We start from the raw sequence: 19,519 nt of genomic DNA on the forward strand, positions 1-19,519 counted from the left end.
ACGAATGACATTTTCACAGAATCTAAGGGGAATGAATATGCAATCATTCACACATATGGACCATCGCCCGCCGGCGCGCCGCGACTGGCGCGTCTTTTGGCGGCTGACGCGCCCGCATACGCTGACGGCGGCATTTGTGCCCGTATGCGTCGGCACGGTGCTGGCGCTTGGCGAAACATCGATCGATTGGCTGCTGTTTGCCGCGATGATGATCGCCTCTTTGTTGATTCAGGCGGCGACGAACATGTTCAACGAATACTACGATTATCAACGCGGCCTCGATTCACCGGAGTCGGTCGGCATCGGCGGCGCCATCGTCCGCGACGGCCTCAAGCCGAAAACGGTGCTGGCGTTGGCGTTTGGCTGTCTTGGGTTGGCTATGCTCATCGGCATCTACATTTGCGCCGAAAGCAGTTGGTGGCTCGCCGTTGTCGGAACGATTTGCATGGCGGCCGGTTATTTTTACACCGGAGGGCCGGTTCCGATCGCCTATACGCCGTTTGGCGAACTGGCGGCTGGGTTTTTTATGGGCTTTGTCATCATTTTGATTTCATTTTTCATCCAAACGGGCTATATCAGCGGCGGCGCCGTGCTCACCGCCATTCCGATCGCGATTTTGGTCGGCGCCATTTTGCTGGCGAACAATATTCGCGACTTGGACGGCGACCGTGAAAAAGGGCGAAAGACGCTCGCCATTTTGATTGGCCGCGATTGGGCCATCCGCCTGCTCGCTGCCATGTTCGCCGTTGCCTTTCTTTGGACGGCCGCGCTTGCGGTGTTTCAGATCGTGCCGTTTTGGGCGCTGCTCGCTTTATTGAGCATTCCAAAAGCAATCGCCGCGACGCGCGGATTTATCGGCAAAATCAAGCCGATCGAGATGATGCCGGCCATGAAGGCGACGGCGCAAACGAATACACAGTTCGGCTTTTTGCTCGCCGCTGGCTTGCTCATTGCCCATTGGCTGTAACACGGTCAACATGACCGTGTTTTTTTTTTGATTTTCGCCCATACTACACCATATAGACGCTACTGCGAAGGAAGGGATTGCGACTGATGCTGACGAACGAACAGCTTGCCGCCCTCCGCTCAAGACTGCTCGACATGAAACGGGAGACGGAAGACCGGCTGAAGCAAAACGACCATTTCGGCATGATCCGCAGCCACGCCCACGATGCGGTCGGTGAGCTGGCGAGCTACGACAACCATCCGGCCGATGAGGCGACAGAGCTGTATGAGCGGGAAAAAGATCTCGCCCTAAAGGAGCATGCCGAGCGCGAAGTTCGCGAGATTGAACGGGCGCTTGGCGCCATCGCCGACGGCACATACGGAACGTGCCGCGTATGCGGCCGGCCGATCCCATACGAACGGCTCGAGGCGCTGCCGACAACACTCTACTGCCGCGAGCACAGCCCGGATCAAACGGTGTCGCAAAAGCGGCCGCTTGAAGAGGGCGTGCTTATGCCGCCGTTTGGCAAATTCGATTTCGATGACCGCGCGGAATCGGTCGCTTACGACGCGGAAGATGCATGGCAGGAAGCAGCCCGCTACGGCACATCCGACACCCCTTCGGACCTTGGCAAAAACGTCGATTCCTACAGCGAAGTGTATGCCGAGTCGGAAGAGAACGTCGGCTATGTCGAAGACTTGGAAAATTTCGCGGCCGTCGATTTGCATGGCAGACACGTACGTGTGTACCCGACGCGGGAGCATGAGCTGCTGGAAAACATATTGGATGACGAAGGCATCATGTCGAACATCGGCGATTTGCCGGCGTATGAAAAAGACCCGTATACATCGACAGACAGCTACCGCCGGTACGATGAAAGACCGTCCCAGCAGCATTTTGGGGAAACAACTCCATGAAAAAGGCCATCGGCAAGATGGTCTTTTTTGTGAAACGGGCCGATGCCGTTTTCCGTAGTACAGAGCAGAACGTCATATGATCCGAATGGAGGCGAAATGATGAACGCACATGAGATCGATTACCGGCTGTACGGCGATGACATGCAGTTTGTCGAAATCGAGCTCGACCCATACGAAAGCGTGGTCGCGGAAGCGGGCGGGATGATGATGATGGATGACGGCATCGTCATGGAAACCGTATTTGGCGACGGCTCCTCGTCCGGAAAAGGGCTGCTTGGCCGCCTTGTCGGCGCGGGAAAGCGGCTGCTCACCGGCGAAAGCTTGTTCATGACCGTGTTTACCAACCAAGGAAGCGGCAAGCGCCGCGTCGCCTTCGCCGCTCCGTATCCGGGAAAAATCATCCCGGTCGATTTAAGCGAACTTGGCGGGAAGCTCATCTGCCAAAAAGACTCCTTTTTGTGTGCGGCAAAAGGCGTTTCCGTCGGCATTGAGTTTCAGCGCAAGCTCGGCGCTGGCTTTTTCGGCGGCGAAGGGTTTATTATGCAAAAGTTGGAAGGTGACGGGCTTGCCTTTTTGCACGCCGGCGGAACGATCCACCGCCGCGACTTGCAACCCGGGGAAACGCTTCGTATTGACACCGGCTGCCTTGTCGCCATGACGAAAGACGTCAACTACGATATTGAATATGTCGGCAACATCAAAACCGCCTTCTTCGGCGGCGAAGGATTGTTTTTGGCCACCGTCACCGGTCCGGGAGCAGTGTGGGTGCAGTCGCTTCCGTTCAGCCGGCTCGCTGACCGCGTCCTCGCTGCCGCCCCGAGCGCCGGCGGACGGTCGGTCGGCGAAGGCAGCATCCTCGGCGGCATCGGCGACTGGCTCGACGGCGACGACTAAGCGAGAAAGGGCGCTCCGGCCAAACGGAACGCCCTTTTGCTTTTCTGCCTTCCCCCTCGAAATTCCCTAAAAAGACGATGATTGAATGAAAAAGCAGCCCAAAAACGTCCTTTCCTAAGTTGAGAAACGTTCCCCCGACGGCAAAAGACCCCAAATTTCGGCGGCGTATTCCGCTACGGTCCGATCGCTGGCGAAACGGCCGGAATGGGCGATGTTGACGGCGCTCATCCGCCACCAGCGCGCCGGATCGCGGTAAGCGGCCTCAACCCGCTCGTGCGCCTCGGCGTAGGCGGCAAAGTCGCGCAGCACAAAATATTCGTCGTTTTGCGCCAGCAGCGAGTCGTAAATCGGCTCAAAGTAGTCGCCGACATCAGGGAAAAAGCCGTTGATGAGCTGGTCGACAACTTGCTTGATCCGTTTGTCATGATGGTAATACTCATGCGCCCGATAGCCTCCGTGTTCGTAGTAGCGGAGCACTTCATCGGCCGTCAGTCCGAACAAAAACATGTTGTCCTCCCCGACGGCTTCCGCGATTTCGACGTTCGCTCCATCCAGCGTGCCAAGCGTAACGGCGCCGTTCATCATAAACTTCATGTTGCCCGTCCCGGACGCTTCTTTGCTGGCTGTTGAGATTTGCTCGCTCACATCGGCGGCCGGAATGATTTCTTCCGCGAGCGATACGCGGTAATTTTCCAAAAAAATGACCTTCAGTTGCTCGTTCGTCCGTTTATCGTTGTTCACCTGATCCGCCACCGAATGGATGAGCTTGATGATCCGCTTGGCGTAGTAATAGCCTGGCGACGCTTTCGCTCCGAAAATGAACGTGCGCGGGTGGATCGAAACATACGGGTCTTCTTTCAGCCGATTGTATAAATGCATAATGTGCAAAACGTTTAACAACTGCCGTTTATAAGCGTGCAGCCGCTTCACTTGCACGTCAAAAATGGACGATTCGTCCACGCGAATCCCGGTTTTTTCGTAAATGCGGGCGGCGAGCCTCGCCTTCCGCTGCTGTTTGACCGCAGCCAACGCCTGCTGAAACGCCGGATCGGAAGCATAAGACTTCAGCTCAATCAATGCTTCCGGCTCGCGGATCCAGCGCGGACCAATCGTTTCCGTAATCAACGCCGACAGCTCCGGGTTCGCCTTTAACAGCCAGCGACGATGCGTCACCCCGTTCGTTTTGTTGTTGAACTTGTGCGGCGCCCATTCGTAAAACAAGCGCATTTCCCGCTGTTTCAATATGTCCGTATGCAGTTTCGCCACACCGTTGACGCTATGGCTCGCAACAACGGCCAAGTGCGCCATTTTCACCATCCCGTGGGCGACGATGGCCATTTGTTCAATCCGCCTCCAATCGCCGGGATAACGTTCCCACAGCTCGCGGCAAAACCGTTCGTTGATTTCCTCGACGATCATATAAATGCGCGGCAACAGCGGCTGAAACAGACGAATCGGCCATTTCTCCAGCGCTTCCGCCAGCGTCGTATGATTCGTGTACGCGATCGTATGGGTCGTAATGTGCCAAGCCTCTTCCCAGCTCATCCCTTCCTCATCGAGCAAAATGCGCATCAACTCCGGAATCGCAAGCGCGGGGTGCGTGTCGTTGATATGAATGGCGACATATTCATGGAGGCGGCGCAAGCTCCCGTGCTGGCGGCGATGGGCGCGAGTGATGCTGCCGAGGCTGGCGGCGGCGAGAAAATACTGCTGCTTTAACCGCAGCAGTTTGCCTTCATCGTGCGTATCGTCCGGGTACAAAAACTCCGAAATGGCTTCCGTCTCCCGTTTGTACTTCATCGCATCTTTATGAAGCGGGAACGTTTTCGCCGGCTCGGCGCTCCAAAGCCTGAGCGTGTTGACCGTGTTCGTCCCGAAGCCGATGACCGGCATATCGTACGGCACAGCCATCACGTTTTCGCTGTCGACATGGCGGAACACAAGGCGGCCGTTTTGTTCCGACACCTCGACCCTTCCCCAGAAGCGAACTTCGACCGCCAGCTCTTCTTTCCGGATTTCCCAAACGTTCCCGTTTCGCAGCCATTGCTCCGGCAGCTCGACTTGATAGCCGTCAACGATTTTTTGATCAAACAGCCCGTGTTTATAGCGAATGCCGTGGCCGTGGCCCGGCAAATTCAATGTGGCGAGCGAGTCAAGAAAACAGGCGGCGAGCCGCCCGAGCCCGCCATTGCCAAGCCCAGCGTCCGCCTCGCTCTCCTCGACGTCTTCGAGGCGGATGCCGAGCTCGCGAAGCCCCTCTTCGACCATCGGGCGGACACCGAGGTTTAACAAGTTGCTTCCGAGCAAACGGCCGAGCAAAAACTCGATCGACAAATAGTACACCTGCTTCCGCCGCTCCGCCCGGCAGCGCTCGTTCGTCGCGATCCAATGGCGGCTGATATGTTCGCGCACCATATGGCCAAGGACATGATAATGATCGCGCGCCGTCGACTCCGCAAACGGTTTGCCGCACAACGCCTCGACCCGCGTCACAAACGCCCGTTGAAACGTTTCTTTATCCGCGAACAAGCGCGTCTTCCCCCTTTTTGTTCAGCTGTTCGTACGCTTTTCGATACTCCCTCGCCGACCGGCGCCAGCTGTAATCGCCGCGCATCGCCCGCTCCATGAGCCGCTCCCAGACAGACGGCTGGCGGTAAAACGACAGCGCCCGGCGGATCGTGTACAACATGTCGTGGGCGTTAAAGTTCGTAAAGCTGAACCCGTTCCCTTCTCCTGTGAATTCATTGTACGATTGCACCGTATCGTTCAGCCCGCCCGTTTCCCGAACGATCGGAATCGTCCCATACCGAAGCGCGATCATTTGGCTCAGCCCGCACGGTTCAAACAACGACGGCATTAAAAACAAGTCCGCGCCCGCATAAATTTGATGGGCGAGCGGTTCGTGAAAGCCGATGTACACCCCGACTTTGTCCGGATAGGCCGCCGCCATTTGCGAGAAAAACTGTTCAAACCGCCAATCCCCCGTTCCAAGCACAACAAGCTGCATCTCTTCCTGCATCAAATCATGAAAGACGCACGTGACTAAATCGAGCCCTTTTTGCGCCGTCATTCGCGTCACCATTGCGACAACGGGTGCATCATCCCGCTCTGGCAGACCAAACCGCCGCTGCAAAGCGCGCTTGTTGAGTTTTTTTCTTTCCCGCGTATGTACGCTATAGGTCGCCGCTAAAAACGGATCGGTTTCCGGGTTGTAAAACTCGTCGTCAATGCCGTTTAAAATGCCAAGCAAATCATCCCGCCGCGCCCGCAACAGCCCGTCAAGCCGCTCGCCGTAATAGGCGGTCTGAATCTCTTCTTTGTACGTCGGGCTGACCGTCGTAATCAAATCGGAGGCGACAAGAGCCCCTTTCATAAAGCTGACGCTTCCGTAAAACTCGAGATGGTTGACGGTGAAATACCGTCCGTCCAAATTCAACAAATCCTCTAAAATCCCGCGCGGAAACAGCCCTTGAAACTGCAAGTTGTGAATCGTAAAGATAGTGCGGATATCCGCATAAAACGGATCATGACGGTATTGCTCGCGCAAGAAAAACGGAATCATGCCGGTGTGCCAGTCATGGCAATGAATGATGTCGGGCTGAAACGAAATCGCCGGAAGCGCGTCCAGCACCGCCCGGCAAAAATAGGCGAACCGCTCGCCGTCGTCACCATGGCCGTACAGCTGCGGCCGTTTGAAATAGTATTCGTTGTCGATCAAGTAATAGACGACCCCGTCATGCTCGAGCTTCTCAACGCCGCAATACTGGCGGCGCCACCCGACCGGCACGACGAGCTCCGCCACTTTGCCCATTCGTTCTTTCCACTTTAGAGCAATCGTTTCATACTTTGGCATCATAACACGGACGTCCACGCCGAGCCGGCGCAGCTCTTTCGGCAGCGCGCCGGCGACGTCAGCCAATCCTCCCGATTTGGCAAACGGAGCGCATTCTGATACGGCAAACAGCACGTTCATCGATTCACGACCTCCCCTTGCACCGTTCCTTTGCGAACGACAAACGGCCGCTCCGCCGTCCCTTGCAAAACGACCCCCGGTTCGATTTTCGCGTCTTTGTCGACGATGACGCCATCAAGCACACAACCATCGCCGATTTGGCATTTTTGCATAATGATGCTGTTCTTCACAACGGCTCCTTTGCCGATTTTCACGGAACGAAACAAGACGCTGTTTTCCACCGTTCCTTCAATGACGCAGCCGTTGGCGATCATCGAGCGCTTCACATTCCCTTCCCGCCGGTATTTCGTCGGCGGCTCGTCTTTCACTTTCGTATAAATCGGCCGCGATGGAAGAAAAAGCTGCTCCCAAACACTGCGGTCAAGAAGCTCCATGCTCGCGCGGAAATAGCGGGCGAGCGAATCGATGACGGCCGCATACCCGCTGTATTCATAGTCGCAAATGGACAGCGAATGACAGTTATCGCAGACGACATCGACGATGCTTCGATAGCCGCGGTTTTTATAATTGGCAATGAAATCAAGCAGAAGAGACGTCTCCAACACGTACATCTCCAGCGGCTCGCCGCGATGGCAGATTCGCGTCACATCGCAGCCGCGTTCGATATGGCGCTCGAGGACGGCGTCAAAGTCGATGTTGCACACCGTGTAGCTATTGACGATGACCGCATACTTTTGCCGACTCCGCAAAAAATAGTCGATATGCTGCTCAAAATGGGCAAACGCCCCGACCCGGCGCTCACCGGAAAACAACAAGTCCGGCGATGGGAAGAAAAACAATCCGTCCCGCTTTCGGTTTAAATCCCAATTCTTCCCTGATCCTAAATGGTCCATCAGCGACCGATATTGGTATTTCGGAAAAATCGCGACGCTTTCAATGCCGGAGTTGACCATGCTTGAAAGCACGAAATCAATGAGCCGATACCGCCCGGCAAACGGCACCGCTGCGATTGAGCGTTGCTCGACAAGCGGCGCCATTGCCTCCATATACGTGGTCGCGTCGATGACGCCCAACATCATGTTGTTGTTCATTGTGCTCCATCCTTCCTTGCGGTGTCCTTATTCCGTTGCTTGATCCACTCGGTCGTTACGAGCACGACGTCATCATCAGCATCGCCCGGGCTCACAGTCGAATGCGGCGGGATGACGATCTCCGGAGTGACGATCGCTCGCTCGACATACGCTCCTTCACCAACTGTTGCCCCTGGCATAATGACGGATTCTTTCACAACCGCTCCCTTGCCGATGCAGACGCCTTGAAACAGCACCGAGCGCTCCACCGTTCCTTCCACGACGCATCCCTCATTGATGAGAGAATCGCTCACTTCCGCCTCGGGAGCGATGTATTGCGGCGGCTGGTTCGGGTTGACCGAATAAATGCGCCACGAGCGATCAAACAAGTCAAGTTCATTGTGTTCATCGAGCAAATCCATGTTGGCTTCCCACAAGCTTTTGACGGTGCCGACATCTTTCCAATAGCCTTTGAACGGATAGGCCACGAGCCGCTTGTTCTCCCGAAGCAGCCGCGGAATCACATCTTTGCCGAAGTCGTGCGACGAATGCGGATCGGCGTTGTCGATTTGCAAATACTCCCTCAATAACGGCCAATTGAAAATGTAAATGCCCATCGATGCCAAATTGCTTTTCGGATTGGCCGGCTTTTCGGCAAATTCGACAATTTCCATGTTTTCATTCGTGTTCATAATGCCGAATCGGCTCGCCTCTTCCCACGGCACTTCAATAACGGAAATCGTTGCATCCGCCTGTTTGGCGATATGGTAGTCGAGCATCTGCTGGTAATCCATCTTGTAAATATGATCGCCAGACAGCACGAGAACGTAATCCGGGTCGTATTGTTCAATATAATTCATATTTTGATAAATGGCGTTCGCTGTGCCTTCGTACCATTTGACGCCGGAAGAGGCGGAGTAAGGGGGAAGGACGGTGACGCCCCCGTTTCTTCGATCTAAATCCCATGCGCTTCCGATGCCGATGTACGAGTGCAAAAGAAGCGGCTGATATTGGGTCAACACCCCGACTGTGTCAATGCCCGAGTTCGTGCAATTGCTCAACGTAAAATCAATGATCCGGTACTTCCCCCCAAACGGCACGGCTGGTTTCGCGATGTTTTTCGTCAGCGAGCGAAGCCGGCTTCCTTGCCCGCCGGCCAATAACATGGCGATGCACTTCTTCTTCATTCTGCTTTCTCTCCCCTCGTTTTTGCACTGGCCGCAAAATGGAAATGCCAAACGGCGGAATCGTCATGCGCACATGGTACGGTTTTCCATGAAACGGCTCACTGAAAGCGGGAAGCCGCTTCCCGTTGACATGTCCCGAACCGCCAAACTCCGCTGCATCGCTGTTAAGCACTTCGCGGTACGGCGCCAAAAGCGGCACGCCGACTTTGTAATCGTCATACGCCTGATTTGTGAAATTACAAACAATGACCAGCACATCACCTTCTTTTTTCCCCCGGCGGATGAATGAAAAAATGCTTTGCTCGGCATTATGAACGTCAATCCATTCAAACCCTCTCGGATCATGATCAAGCTCGTAAAACGGCTTATACCGTTTATAGCAGGCGATCAGCTGCTTCACATATTCGTCCATTTTCCGGTGCAATTCAAAATCGAACAGCACCCAGTCCAGCTCCTCGGCAAACTTCCATTCATCAAACTGGGCAAACTCACTGCCCATAAACAGCAGCTTTTTCCCAGGGTGGGCCATCATGTAGCCATACAATAGGCGCAGCTGGGCGAACTTCTCTTCGTACGACCCAGGCATTTTATTGAGCAGCGATTTTTTGCCATGCACAACTTCATCATGGGAAAATGGCAAAATGAAATTTTCCGAATACGCATAAAGGAGGGAAAAACTGACTTGGTTATGGGCGTATTTCCGCTCATGCGGCGGCGTTTCCATATACTTCAGCATGTCGTTCATCCAGCCCATGTTCCACTTGTAGTTAAACCCAAGGCCGCCATCGTACGTCGGCGCGGTCACCCGAGGCCAGTCGGTCGAATCTTCAGCGATCATCCAGACGTTCGGGTCATAGGCAAACACCGCCTCATTCAACTGGCGCAAAAACTCGACCGCATACGGATTTTCATAGAGCCGGTCGTTGTTCGGCCAATAAAGCATATTGGCGACCGCATCGACGCGAAACCCGTCCACATGGTAATACTCCAGCCAAAACAACGCATTGGAGATCAGAAAACTGCGCACTTCCGGCTTGCCCAAGTCAAAATTCGCCGTCCCCCAGACGTAATTTTCTCGGTCTTTTTCATTCGCGTATTCATACGTCGGCGCGCCGTCAAACATGTACAGCCCGTGGGCGTCCTTGCAAAAATGCCCCGGCACCCAGTCGATGATGACGCCAAGCCCCGCTTGATGGCAGCGGTCGACGAAATACATGAAATCGTGCGGCGTGCCATAGCGGCTTGTCACCGAATAATAGCCGGTCCCTTGATATCCCCACGAACGATCGAGCGGATGCTCGACAAGCGGAAGCAGCTCAATGTGCGTAAATCCGCGCTCCAGCACGTACGGAATGAGTTCGTCGGCCATCTCACGGTACGTATAAAAGCGGCCGTCCGGTTTCTTTTTCCACGAACCGAAATGAAGTTCATAAATGACCATCGGTTGGTCATAAATCCGCTTTCGCCGTTTCTTCCGCTGCCAAGGTGAATCATTCCACTCGTATCCTTTCAAATCGTAGACAATCGAGGCGGTATGAGGGCGCAATTCGGAGTAAAAGGCGTACGGGTCCGCTTTCAACAGAACACGGCCATCCGGTGTGATGATCTCATATTTATAGAGATGCCCTTCCAAGTTTTCTGGAACAACGATCGTCCATACCCCTTCGTCGTTCACCTTCGTCAGGGGGGAATTCGTCCCATTCCAATCGTTGAAACTGCCGACAAGACGGACTTCCCGCGCATGGGGCGCCCACACGCAAAAGCGAGTGCCGACCGCTCCGCCGCCGCGGATGACATGAGCGCCGAACAGCTCATAACTTTGATACAAACGGCCTTCATGAAACAAATACACTTCTAAATCTGTCGGATTCGCCGCAATCAAGCTGGATCGCATCCTTTCCGAAGCAAAATGATGGCCATACACAGCATTGATTCCTATTCGCCAACAGAAGGCTTTATTCCTTGAATGCTTCGTCTATATTTTTAGACAAATTCCAACAACCGCTGTTTCTGGCTGTCGAAATTTCATTTGCACACAGGTGGATTTTTATATTATAATATATACAAGTTGATAATTATTATAAATAATGGAGGTGCATTATGGCTCCAACACTGTACGATTTTCACCATCTCCCGCACGTCAAAACGCAAAATGAATCGAAAAAAGCGCTCTGGGTGACGCTTTTGTTGACCATGTTTTTCACCGCCGTCGAAATCATTGGCGGACTGATTTCCAACTCACTCGCCCTCTTGTCCGATTCGGCCCATATGGCATCCGATGTACTGGCGCTTGGCTTAAGCATGGTCGCCCTCTACATGGCGACGCGCCCGCCGAACCGTCGGTTTACGTTCGGCTTTTTGCGGTTTGAAATCATCACATCGTTTTTGAATGGGCTGACGTTGGCCGTCATTGCGCTGTGGATTTTATGGGAAGGCATTCAGCGTTTTCTCCATCCTGAACCGATCAACTTTCGCCTCATGCTCGGGATCGCAGCGATCGGCCTCGTCGTCAACTTGACGTTGACCATCGTCTTAAGCCGGAGCACGAAAGAGGAAGACAACTTGAACGTTCAGAGCGCCCTTTGGCATTTCATCGGCGACTTGATTAGCTCGATCGGCGTCATCGTTTCCGCGCTGCTCATTTACTTCACCGGCTGGACGGTGTTCGACCCGATCATCAGCTTAGTGATCGCCGCCATCATTTTCACAGGCGGGGCGAAAATTATGCGCGAATCGTATCTCATCTTAATGGAAGCCGTGCCAGATGGGTTCGACCTCGAACAAATCCGCGCCGATATTCGAAAGATCGAAGGGGTCGAAGACGTGCACGACATGCACTTATGGGCCATCTCGACCGACCATTACTCGCTGTCGGCTCATGTGTTTGTCAACGAACGCATCCAGCCGCTATGCGTCATCTTGGCGGTGAATGAAATGTTGAAGGAAAAATACGGAATCGAGCACGCCACCATCCAGGTGGAGCACGCCATGCTCCATGACCACGGAACCTATGGGAAGGCGTTTTTGGAGAAAAAGAAGCAGCCGCAATGATAAAGACCGCCCATGCCGAATCGGCAAGGCGGTCTTTCGTCATTTTGCCGTCTATTGCGCTCGGCCGCTATGAAAAAACCAGCGCAGAACGCGGTTTGGCGCCACGCCCTGTGTTTCTTTCCATCATTGCAGCTGATACGTTTCTTCCCGCATCGTTCCAAATTGTTCATACCGGATATGCCAGGACAACGCTTGTTCCAATACGTGCGGCGTATGGCCGCCGCGCTTGAGCGCTTCAGCGAAGTAATCGCGCAGCTGCGGACGGTAATCCGGATGGGCGCAATGTTCGATGATGAGCGGGGCGCGCTCGACAGGGGCGAGCCCGCGCAAATCGGCATATCCGTGTTCCGTGATGATGACATCGACATCATGCTCCGTATGGTCGACATGGGAGACGAACGGCACGATGCTCGAAATCGCCCCATGTTTGGCGCTCGATTTCGTCACAAAAATCGTCAGGCGCGCATGGCGGGCAAAGTCGCCCGAGCCGCCGATGCCGTTCATCATCTGGGTGCCGCGGACATGCGTCGAGTTCACATTTCCGTAAATATCGGCCTCAAGCGCCGTATTAATGGAAATGAGGCCGAGGCGGCGAATCAGTTCAGGATGATTGGAAATCTCCTGCGGCCGCAGCACGAGTTTGCCCCGGTACGCTTCCAAGTTGTGGTACACTTGTTTCATCTTGTTTTCCGACAAGGTGATCGAACATCCCGAGGCAAACCGCACTTTCCCTGCATCAAGCAAATCGAACATCGCATCTTGCAGCACTTCCGAATAGACTTCCAAGTCGCAAAATTCAGAATCCAATAGGCCGTAAAGAACCGCATTCGCGACAGAGCCGATCCCGGCCTGAATCGGCGCCAGCCGTTCGGACAGCCGCCCCGCCGCTACTTCGCGGCGAAGAAACTCGATCAAATGCCTGGCAATCGCCGCTGTTTCCGCATCCGGAGGCACAATCGTCGACGGTGAATCCGTTTGGTTCGTCACGACAATTCCAGCGATTTTCTCCAGATCAACAGGAATGCCGATCGTCCCGATCCGGTCGTCCACTTTCGTCAGCGGAATCGGGGCGCGCTCCCCTTGCTTCCCGACTTCATAAATGTCATGAAACCCGTAAAGCGCTTTCGGCTGGGCGACGTTCAATTCGACAATGACCCGTCTTGCTTTTTCCACAAAAATCGATGAGTTGCCGACAGACGTCGTCGGGATGATCATGCCGTCCTCCGTAATCGAAACCGCTTCCACAATAGCGTAATCAATCGGTTTCAGCACACCGGAACGGACGAGTTCCGCCGTATGCGACAAATGCTGGTCGACAAACAGCAGCTCCCTTTCGTTAATTTTCCGACGCATCGCGGCGTCAGCCTGAAACGGCAGCCGTTTCCGGACAATGCCTGCTTCTGCCATCATCTTGTCAATATCCGATCCGAGCGAAGCCCCTGTATAGACGTCGACTTTCAGCGGCTGCCGCTTTGCCCGCTCAATAAGCGCCGTCGGCACCGCTTTTGCGTCCCCCGCGCGGGTAAAACCGCTCAATCCGAGGGTCATGCCATCTTCAATCCATGAGGCGGCCGTTTCCGCCGTCACGATCCGCTCCCGCAACGCCTGATGGCCGATCCGTTCGAAAACGAATGGTTCCAAAGCGATTTCCCCCTTTTGTTTTTCCCTCATTATAGCGGCTCGCAAGGGGAAAATCATTCGAATTGGAGCAAAAGGGCTTTCTTTTGCGCCGAAGCAGCATTTTCCCTGCATCACGCAGAAAAACTTGCCGCTTCACAAAAATAACCGCCTGTATCGGCGGTGTCATCAAAAGCCGAGCCATCTCCGGAAATGGCTAGCGTACGTTTGGCTGACCGGCACTTTGGAGCCGTCCTTCATCACAAGCAAAAACGTCGAGTGGGAATCCGGCTGAATTTCGGCGATATACTCAACATTGACAATATACGACCGATGGCAGCGGATAAACCGGTCAGCCGGCAAAGAAAATTCCAATTCGGTCAAATTGTATTTATGATAGCCCCCGACGTGCATCGATTTGACGAACGTTTTCCGGTTTTGCGCTTCCAAATAAACAACCGCGTCAAACGGCACCGGAACCCAGCGGTCCATCGTCCGTATCGTCAAATACGAAATAGCCAGAAGCGGCTTTTTCGGCCAGACAGCTGTCACGCATCCTTTTGGCACCCCGTTTTCCAAAATCGGAACCGACACGCCGAAATACGGAACGCCGAACACCCGGCTGTCTTTTTGCTCTTCAATTTTCCGGCGGATCACCAACGCCTTGTAGGTGACCGAATCCGGTTTGATTTCATCACCCGGACGGATTTTCAAATCAATTTGCCGGCTCGGCTGGTAGTAAATGTACCGCCGGTCGTCGGAAATCACAAGCGATGCCTCAACGGGAAACCATTCATTCACAACTTGGCGAATGGCCGAAACAAGCAGCGAATCCATATCCCCCACCTCTTGCAAGCCGTTCCATACTTTTATTTTCAGCCGCATCGCTGCGTTTGTCAAACGGCAAATCCGTTTCGTTTCGCTGCCGTGGAAAGCCGGTGAAAAACGAGTTTGGCACCCCGTCTGGCCATGTCGGACCAAAAAGCCCCCCATCTGACAGCGTTTCTCTAAGAGAACTGATCCGCCGGTTTTCGCTTTGATCGCCGCCGTTCGAGAAGGAATCGCCCGCTCTTTCGCGAATCCATATACATAACCGCCTTTCACGGCCGCCCCGCCAAACTGATCAAAAAGGAGGGTTCCGATGGAGATCGAGGTCATCTTGTCGTTTTTCGGCGTCGCCATATTGCTTACATTGGCGCCGGGTCCGGACATTTTATTCGTCATCGCCCAAAGCGTGTCGCAAGGCAAATGGGCGGGCATCGCCACCGCGCTCGGGCTTTGCACAGGGCTGCTTGTCCATATCAGCGCCGCTGTGCTTGGCGTCTCGGCCGTCATGTACCAATCCGCCTTGGTGTTTGCCATCGTCAAGTACGCGGGCGCCGCGTATTTGCTGTACCTAGCCTGGCAGGCGTTCCGTGAACAAGACGAAGGCCTCGCCTTTGGGCGGCAGACGCCGATGGCATACACCTCGCTGTACAAAAAAGGCATTGTCATGAACGTGCTCAACCCGAAAGTGTCTCTCTTCTTCTTGGCGCTCTTGCCGCAGTTTGTCGACGAAACAGCCGGCCATGTGCCGGGGCAGATGCTTCTATTAGGCGCCATCTTTCTCGTGCAGGCGCTCGTTGTCTTCACCTTGGTGAGCATCGGCGCGGAAAAGCTGCGCCAATGGCTCTCGGCCCACACCGCCATCACCAAGCGAATCCATTGGCTCAAAGGCGCCATCTTCGCGCTGATCGGCATTCAAATCGCCGTCAGCGAACGGTCGTAGCGGCAAGAAAAAAGAGGGCGGCTGCCCTCTTTTCTGCTCATCTCCACAACAGCGCCGCGCCTCCCAATATGAGAAGCAGGGAGAGGAACAGCACCCACGTTGACCAAAGATCGATCATTTCAAAAAACAAGGCTATTCTCCGCTCACGCCCTCCTTCTTCTTGTATGCTTCCCCACTGCTGCTTAATGATCACGATCCCAAACGGAAACATCCCGATTCCCGCCACAAGGAGAATCACCGCTATTCCTTTGTCATCCGCCCCCATTTCTCCAACCAACCTCCTCACGAATCACCGCCCGCGCTTTCATTCGGCTGAGAATCGTGCGTTCCGACGCCGCCCGCCCTCGCTCACGACGCTTTCGTTTGCAGCAGCTTCACGCCAAGCCCGATAAACACGATCCCTGTCAGCCGATTCACCCAAAGCGCCGCTTTCGCATGTTGGCGCACCCGTTTCGTCGCCAGCGCAGCCACATAGACGACGCCAAGCCCCCACAGCGTGCTCGTCACCACGAACGAAACGCCGAGCAGCAGAAACGGGAGCGGACCGTACGGCTGAGCCGTTTGAATGAATTGCGGCAAAAAGGAAAGGAAAAACAACGCCACTTTCGGATTCATCACATTCGTCGTCACGCCTTGCCAATAAATCTTTTTCAGCTTCATCGGCGCCAGTTCCTCGGACTCCAACGCTGGCGGCGTCGACTGCCGCATCATTTTGATGCCAAGATACACCAAATACGCTGCGCCAGCGATTTTCACAGCCGTAAATAAGACAACCGACTGCTGCAAAATCACCGCCAAGCCAAACGCAGCGAGCAACGTATGAATGAACACCCCCGTCGAAATGCCCAACACCGAATACACGCCCGCTTTTCTCCCTTGCGCCACACTGCGCCCCATAATATACATCGTATCCACTCCCGGAGTGGCATGCATCAAAATCGACGCCAGCAAATACATCCCGTAACTTGTAATGCCTAACACATGTCTCCCTCCTGACCAAGCTAGCAAACAATCATCCATGGACAGTGGCACTGCTTTCGGGCAATGTTACAAAAGGTGGGTGGCTTCACCACCGATACAGTGACAAAATCGTTCCGTTTTCCAAAACGAATGATCCCAAGAACCTCGATGTCCACCGGCCTTCGAAAAAGCAGATGATGGGTAGCGCCCGGTCGGACAAGCAGCGCTTCCCCAATCGAACATCTTTTTTCCTTCCATGACCGCCCGCTCAACGAAAGCGGCTGTTTTTCACTGTCCTTGTTAGAAGCGAACTGCCCACCACCTACGCTTCGCTTAGAGGCAGGGGCTTCAAGCGACTTGTGCGTGTTCGCTGAACGGTAAGCCACAAACAAGAACCCTTTACGCTTCCCTTCGTTCCAAAGGTGTCGGTTTGAACCATAGACGATCATATTCATCGGCGATGGCCAACCGAAATTCATCTCCCACCTACTCATTGATCGATCGCTCTTCACATTCCTTGAGGTGGGAGACTTCTTTCGGAAATGACGTTAACGTAAAAGATCTTCTTCTCATCGTCAGTCAAAAAGGCGATATTTTCGAAATGGAAAAAATGGCAGTAGCGCCAGAAATACTTTTAGTCACATTTTCGTGTCACCTAAAAGGCCGGTAAAAAACGGCTGTCACGAGCAAATCAGCGGCATTTCGCCGAAAAAGAAGATTGATTCCGCAAGGTTGTTCTAATTAAGAAACAGCTGGAACTAGCAGTATTTTATACGAAATCACCTGCCTCCTAAATCACCTGCTATTTTTCCAACCTCTTCTTAACGTCCAGATTTTTCTAGCTCTTTCGAATGGTTTGTTTTCGTTTCTTTCCAAGACAACAGCGTAAGTTCGTATTGGGCAAACCCGTTGGACAATGTCGCCACATAGCGGATGCGGCTGTCTGGCGGCAAATATTTTTGTGCTTCCGGTGACGATTCAAAGGAAACGGTCACCGATGCTTTCCCTTTCACTGGCGCAAAGGTCCAGTTGCCGTCCACGGACGGGTTGATCGTTCCGCTTTCGCGAATATAATCGATGATCACTTGCCGGTTTTCATCCGGCGCGGCCAAAATCGTGTTTTTCCCGCCCGGATTGATGATCCGGTTCGTCGTCGCCCGATAGTTGTTCGTCGCAACGATAAATTCCATCTTCGCCGTCACCGGTTTGCCTTGGAATCGCAAGTTTTTAATGCGGTTTGCTTTCGGGTTGATCACATTTTGGTTTTTGTCGTATTTCGCCGGCTCGGTAACATCGATCTCATACGTCACGCCATCAATAATGTCGAAGTTGTACGTCGGGAAGTCGTTGTTGACAAGCGGCTGAATGCCTGTCTTGTTCGGGTCGATTTGGTTGAATTGTCCCGTCGACCACTCAAGCCATTCTTTCAACTCGGCTCCCGTAATTTTCAGCGCATACACCGTGTTTGGATACAAGTACAAATCGGCGACGTTTTTAATGGCGATTTCCCCTGCCGGAATATCCGTGTAATAGCTCGGTCCACCGCGCCCGCCGGCCTTGAACGGAGCGCCGGCTGACAGCACCGGAAGGCCTTCATACTGCGTCCCTTTTAACATTTTTTCCACATACCACTTTTGGGCGTTCGTGACGATTTGCACGGACGGATCATCTTGAACGAGTGCAAAATAGCTGTTGATCGGGCTCGTAGTTTTTCCCACTGGGCTGCGGACGTACTGGATCGTCGCTTCGTGCTCCGCCTGAATGGCCTGCTCAACGGCCGAATCGCTGTCAACCAACGGCGTTTTCGTCGCCTTGTCATACACCGGGCGAAGCTGGGCTTTTGCCTGTGTTACTTTCCATTTCCCATCCACTTGCTCAACCGTCAAGTCAATGACCCCAAGCGTATCGCCCCACGAACCTGGCATCGTCACCGGAACGCCATTGATCGTCCCGTTTTCATTGTTGATACCGTTCCCATCCAGAAAATCAGGCGTCGTTCCCGGAAGCGCCGGAAATTTTTTATGCTGGTGGCCGGTCAGCACGGCGTCGACCCCCGGAATTTGCGTCAAATAATAGGAGGCATTTTCCATATTCGGGCTGTTTCCGCCGGTTTCAATGCCCGAGTGCGACAGCACGACGATCAAATCGGCCCCTTCGGCTTTCATTTTTGGAATATACTTTTGCGCCGACTGCACAATGTCTTTCGCTATCACTTTCCCTTGCAAATTCGCTTTGTCCCAATCCATAATCTGCGGCGGCACAAAGCCGATGACACCGATCTTCAGCGTATGTGCCTCCCCGTCTTCATCAACGACTTCTTTCTCTAAAATGTGATACGGCGTGAAATAGTTGACATCGTTATCTGGATTTTGATCATGGTCATCGCGGTACACATTCGCGTTCACGATCGGCAGCTTGGCATCATCATACACCTCATCGAGGAAATCCAAGCCATAGTTGAACTCATGGTTTCCCACTGTCGCCGCATCATATTTCAACAAATGCAACAGTTTCACGGCTGGATGCACTTCGCCATCTTGCAGCGGCTTCACTTTCGCCACATAGTCGCCAAGCGGCGTTCCTTGAATCAAATCTCCGTTGTCAAACAGAAGCGTATTCGGCTGCTCAGCGCGCGCCTGCTCGATCAATCGCGCCGTTTTTGACAGCCCGAACTCATTCGTCGGACTATCTTTGAAATAATCATAGTTGACGAGATTCATATGTACGTCGGTGGTCTCCAAAATGCGCAGCTTGACGACATCCCGATCCTCCGCGCCTACCGCTGTCGGCCCAAACGAAGGAGCCAGCAGCCCCAACGCCAACAACACGCTCGCCGCCGCGTATTTCTTCCGTTTTTTCAATGCCCGTCCCCCCACTCATCAAATCATTGTCATCTGTATTATACTATAAAAGATCCAAAATTTTCGGGAAATGTTTCGCTGAAAGTTTAGCAAAGGGGGATATAAATGGTCCGTCAAGGACATATAAATGTTGTGCAGAGGGGTGGAGCCAAATGGATCATTTCATCGAGCAGATCCAGACACTATCGAAAAGGGTGAACAGATTAAAACTCACATTTCGCACCCTCCCAACGAAAATCGGGAGGATTTTTTATGTCCATCGTCGAATGAATCCTTGACATACAAGGAAAGTGAAGGAGTTTTTCTCTCATGAACGTTCAAGTCAAAAAGGTCTA

The 19,519-nt window shown here is 53.6% G+C and carries 15 protein-coding genes; 5 read left to right on the forward strand and 10 right to left on the reverse strand.

Annotated features, from left to right (window positions below):
• Window positions 1-37: 37 nt before the first annotated feature.
• The 3 genes from ACVBDQ_RS12480 (at window position 38) to ACVBDQ_RS12490 (ending at window position 2,757) form a co-directional block, all read left to right on the forward strand.
• Window positions 38-967, forward strand: a complete 930-nt coding sequence (locus tag ACVBDQ_RS12480; protein WP_011232349.1) for a 1,4-dihydroxy-2-naphthoate polyprenyltransferase — start codon at window positions 38-40, stop codon at window positions 965-967.
• An 86-nt stretch (window positions 968-1,053) separates the two neighbouring features.
• The gene (locus ACVBDQ_RS12485; RefSeq protein WP_014196611.1) at window positions 1,054-1,863 is read left to right on the forward strand and encodes a yteA family sporulation protein; all 810 of its coding nucleotides are present in this window, start codon (window positions 1,054-1,056) and stop codon (window positions 1,861-1,863) included.
• Between the two features lie 99 nt (window positions 1,864-1,962).
• On the forward strand, window positions 1,963-2,757 hold the full coding sequence (locus ACVBDQ_RS12490) for a TIGR00266 family protein (RefSeq protein ID WP_011232351.1): 795 nt from the start codon (window positions 1,963-1,965) through the stop codon (window positions 2,755-2,757).
• 114 nt (window positions 2,758-2,871) lie between these two features.
• Here the strand turns inward: ACVBDQ_RS12490 and ACVBDQ_RS12495 are convergent, their stop codons facing one another.
• From ACVBDQ_RS12495 to glgB, 5 genes are read right to left on the reverse strand one after another with little or no spacing between them, the layout of a single operon-like run.
• Complete coding sequence (locus ACVBDQ_RS12495) at window positions 2,872-5,286, reverse strand: glycogen/starch/alpha-glucan phosphorylase (protein ID WP_446663241.1); 2,415 nt, start codon at window positions 5,284-5,286, stop codon at window positions 2,872-2,874.
• Window positions 5,273-6,730: a glycogen synthase GlgA gene (gene glgA, locus ACVBDQ_RS12500; RefSeq protein WP_446663242.1), complete on the reverse strand. Its 1,458-nt coding sequence runs from the start codon at window positions 6,728-6,730 to the stop codon at window positions 5,273-5,275. Before glgA ends, ACVBDQ_RS12495 begins: the two co-directional genes overlap by 14 nt.
• Window positions 6,727-7,761 (reverse strand): sugar phosphate nucleotidyltransferase, encoded by a 1,035-nt coding sequence (locus tag ACVBDQ_RS12505; protein ID WP_014196616.1) that lies wholly within the window; start codon window positions 7,759-7,761, stop codon window positions 6,727-6,729. The genes glgA and ACVBDQ_RS12505 overlap by 4 nt, the downstream gene beginning before the upstream one ends.
• Complete coding sequence (locus ACVBDQ_RS12510) at window positions 7,758-8,927, reverse strand: glucose-1-phosphate adenylyltransferase (protein WP_025038910.1); 1,170 nt, start codon at window positions 8,925-8,927, stop codon at window positions 7,758-7,760. Before ACVBDQ_RS12510 ends, ACVBDQ_RS12505 begins: the two co-directional genes overlap by 4 nt.
• Window positions 8,809-10,821, reverse strand: a complete 2,013-nt coding sequence (gene glgB / locus ACVBDQ_RS12515; protein ID WP_047819394.1) for a 1,4-alpha-glucan branching enzyme — start codon at window positions 10,819-10,821, stop codon at window positions 8,809-8,811. Before glgB ends, ACVBDQ_RS12510 begins: the two co-directional genes overlap by 119 nt.
• A 206-nt stretch (window positions 10,822-11,027) precedes the next feature.
• Here glgB and ACVBDQ_RS12520 point away from each other — a divergent pair, with 206 nt between their 5' ends.
• Window positions 11,028-11,978, forward strand: a complete 951-nt coding sequence (locus ACVBDQ_RS12520; protein ID WP_069304483.1) for a cation diffusion facilitator family transporter — start codon at window positions 11,028-11,030, stop codon at window positions 11,976-11,978.
• A 123-nt stretch (window positions 11,979-12,101) separates the two neighbouring features.
• Here ACVBDQ_RS12520 and ACVBDQ_RS12525 read toward each other — a convergent pair whose 3' ends face one another.
• The gene (locus tag ACVBDQ_RS12525) at window positions 12,102-13,649 is read right to left on the reverse strand and encodes an acetyl-CoA hydrolase/transferase family protein (RefSeq protein ID WP_414842598.1); all 1,548 of its coding nucleotides are present in this window, start codon (window positions 13,647-13,649) and stop codon (window positions 12,102-12,104) included.
• Window positions 13,650-13,784: 135 nt separating this feature from the next.
• On the reverse strand, window positions 13,785-14,432 hold the full coding sequence (locus ACVBDQ_RS12530) for a LytTR family DNA-binding domain-containing protein (RefSeq protein WP_041470742.1): 648 nt from the start codon (window positions 14,430-14,432) through the stop codon (window positions 13,785-13,787).
• 304 nt (window positions 14,433-14,736) lie between these two features.
• Between ACVBDQ_RS12530 and ACVBDQ_RS12535 the strand changes: the two genes are divergently transcribed.
• Complete coding sequence (locus ACVBDQ_RS12535; RefSeq protein ID WP_033009727.1) at window positions 14,737-15,363, forward strand: LysE family translocator; 627 nt, start codon at window positions 14,737-14,739, stop codon at window positions 15,361-15,363.
• Window positions 15,364-15,400: 37 nt separating this feature from the next.
• Here ACVBDQ_RS12535 and ACVBDQ_RS12540 read toward each other — a convergent pair whose 3' ends face one another.
• The 3 genes from ACVBDQ_RS12540 to ACVBDQ_RS12550 form a co-directional block, all read right to left on the reverse strand.
• Complete coding sequence (locus tag ACVBDQ_RS12540; RefSeq protein WP_162924028.1) at window positions 15,401-15,649, reverse strand: hypothetical protein; 249 nt, start codon at window positions 15,647-15,649, stop codon at window positions 15,401-15,403.
• A gap of 62 nt (window positions 15,650-15,711) precedes the next feature.
• On the reverse strand, window positions 15,712-16,344 hold the full coding sequence (locus ACVBDQ_RS12545) for a LysE family translocator (RefSeq protein WP_069304485.1): 633 nt from the start codon (window positions 16,342-16,344) through the stop codon (window positions 15,712-15,714).
• Window positions 16,345-17,144: 800 nt separating this feature from the next.
• Entirely contained in the window at window positions 17,145-19,184 is a 2,040-nt protein-coding gene (locus ACVBDQ_RS12550; protein ID WP_069304487.1) for a bifunctional 2',3'-cyclic-nucleotide 2'-phosphodiesterase/3'-nucleotidase, read from the reverse strand.
• Between the last annotated feature and the right edge of the window lie 335 nt (window positions 19,185-19,519).

The sequence above is a fragment of the Geobacillus sp. CCR genome (assembly GCF_052906625.1).

Bases quoted from the DNA above. Each gene is read 5' to 3' on its own strand.
- ACVBDQ_RS12480 (WP_011232349.1), top strand. From the start codon at position 38: ATGCAATCATTCACACATATGGACCATCGCCCGCCGGCGCGCCGCGAC.
- ACVBDQ_RS12485 (WP_014196611.1), top strand. From the start codon at position 1,054: ATGCTGACGAACGAACAGCTTGCCGCCCTCCGCTCAAGACTGCTCGAC.
- ACVBDQ_RS12490 (WP_011232351.1), top strand. From the start codon at position 1,963: ATGAACGCACATGAGATCGATTACCGGCTGTACGGCGATGACATGCAG.
- glgA (WP_446663242.1), bottom strand. From the start codon at position 6,730: ATGAACGTGCTGTTTGCCGTATCAGAATGCGCTCCGTTTGCCAAATCG.
- ACVBDQ_RS12505 (WP_014196616.1), bottom strand. From the start codon at position 7,761: ATGAACAACAACATGATGTTGGGCGTCATCGACGCGACCACGTATATG.
- ACVBDQ_RS12510 (WP_025038910.1), bottom strand. From the start codon at position 8,927: ATGAAGAAGAAGTGCATCGCCATGTTATTGGCCGGCGGGCAAGGAAGC.
- glgB (WP_047819394.1), bottom strand. From the start codon at position 10,821: ATGCGATCCAGCTTGATTGCGGCGAATCCGACAGATTTAGAAGTGTAT.
- ACVBDQ_RS12520 (WP_069304483.1), top strand. From the start codon at position 11,028: ATGGCTCCAACACTGTACGATTTTCACCATCTCCCGCACGTCAAAACG.
- ACVBDQ_RS12525 (WP_414842598.1), bottom strand. From the start codon at position 13,649: ATGAGGGAAAAACAAAAGGGGGAAATCGCTTTGGAACCATTCGTTTTC.
- ACVBDQ_RS12530 (WP_041470742.1), bottom strand. From the start codon at position 14,432: ATGGATTCGCTGCTTGTTTCGGCCATTCGCCAAGTTGTGAATGAATGG.
- ACVBDQ_RS12535 (WP_033009727.1), top strand. From the start codon at position 14,737: ATGGAGATCGAGGTCATCTTGTCGTTTTTCGGCGTCGCCATATTGCTT.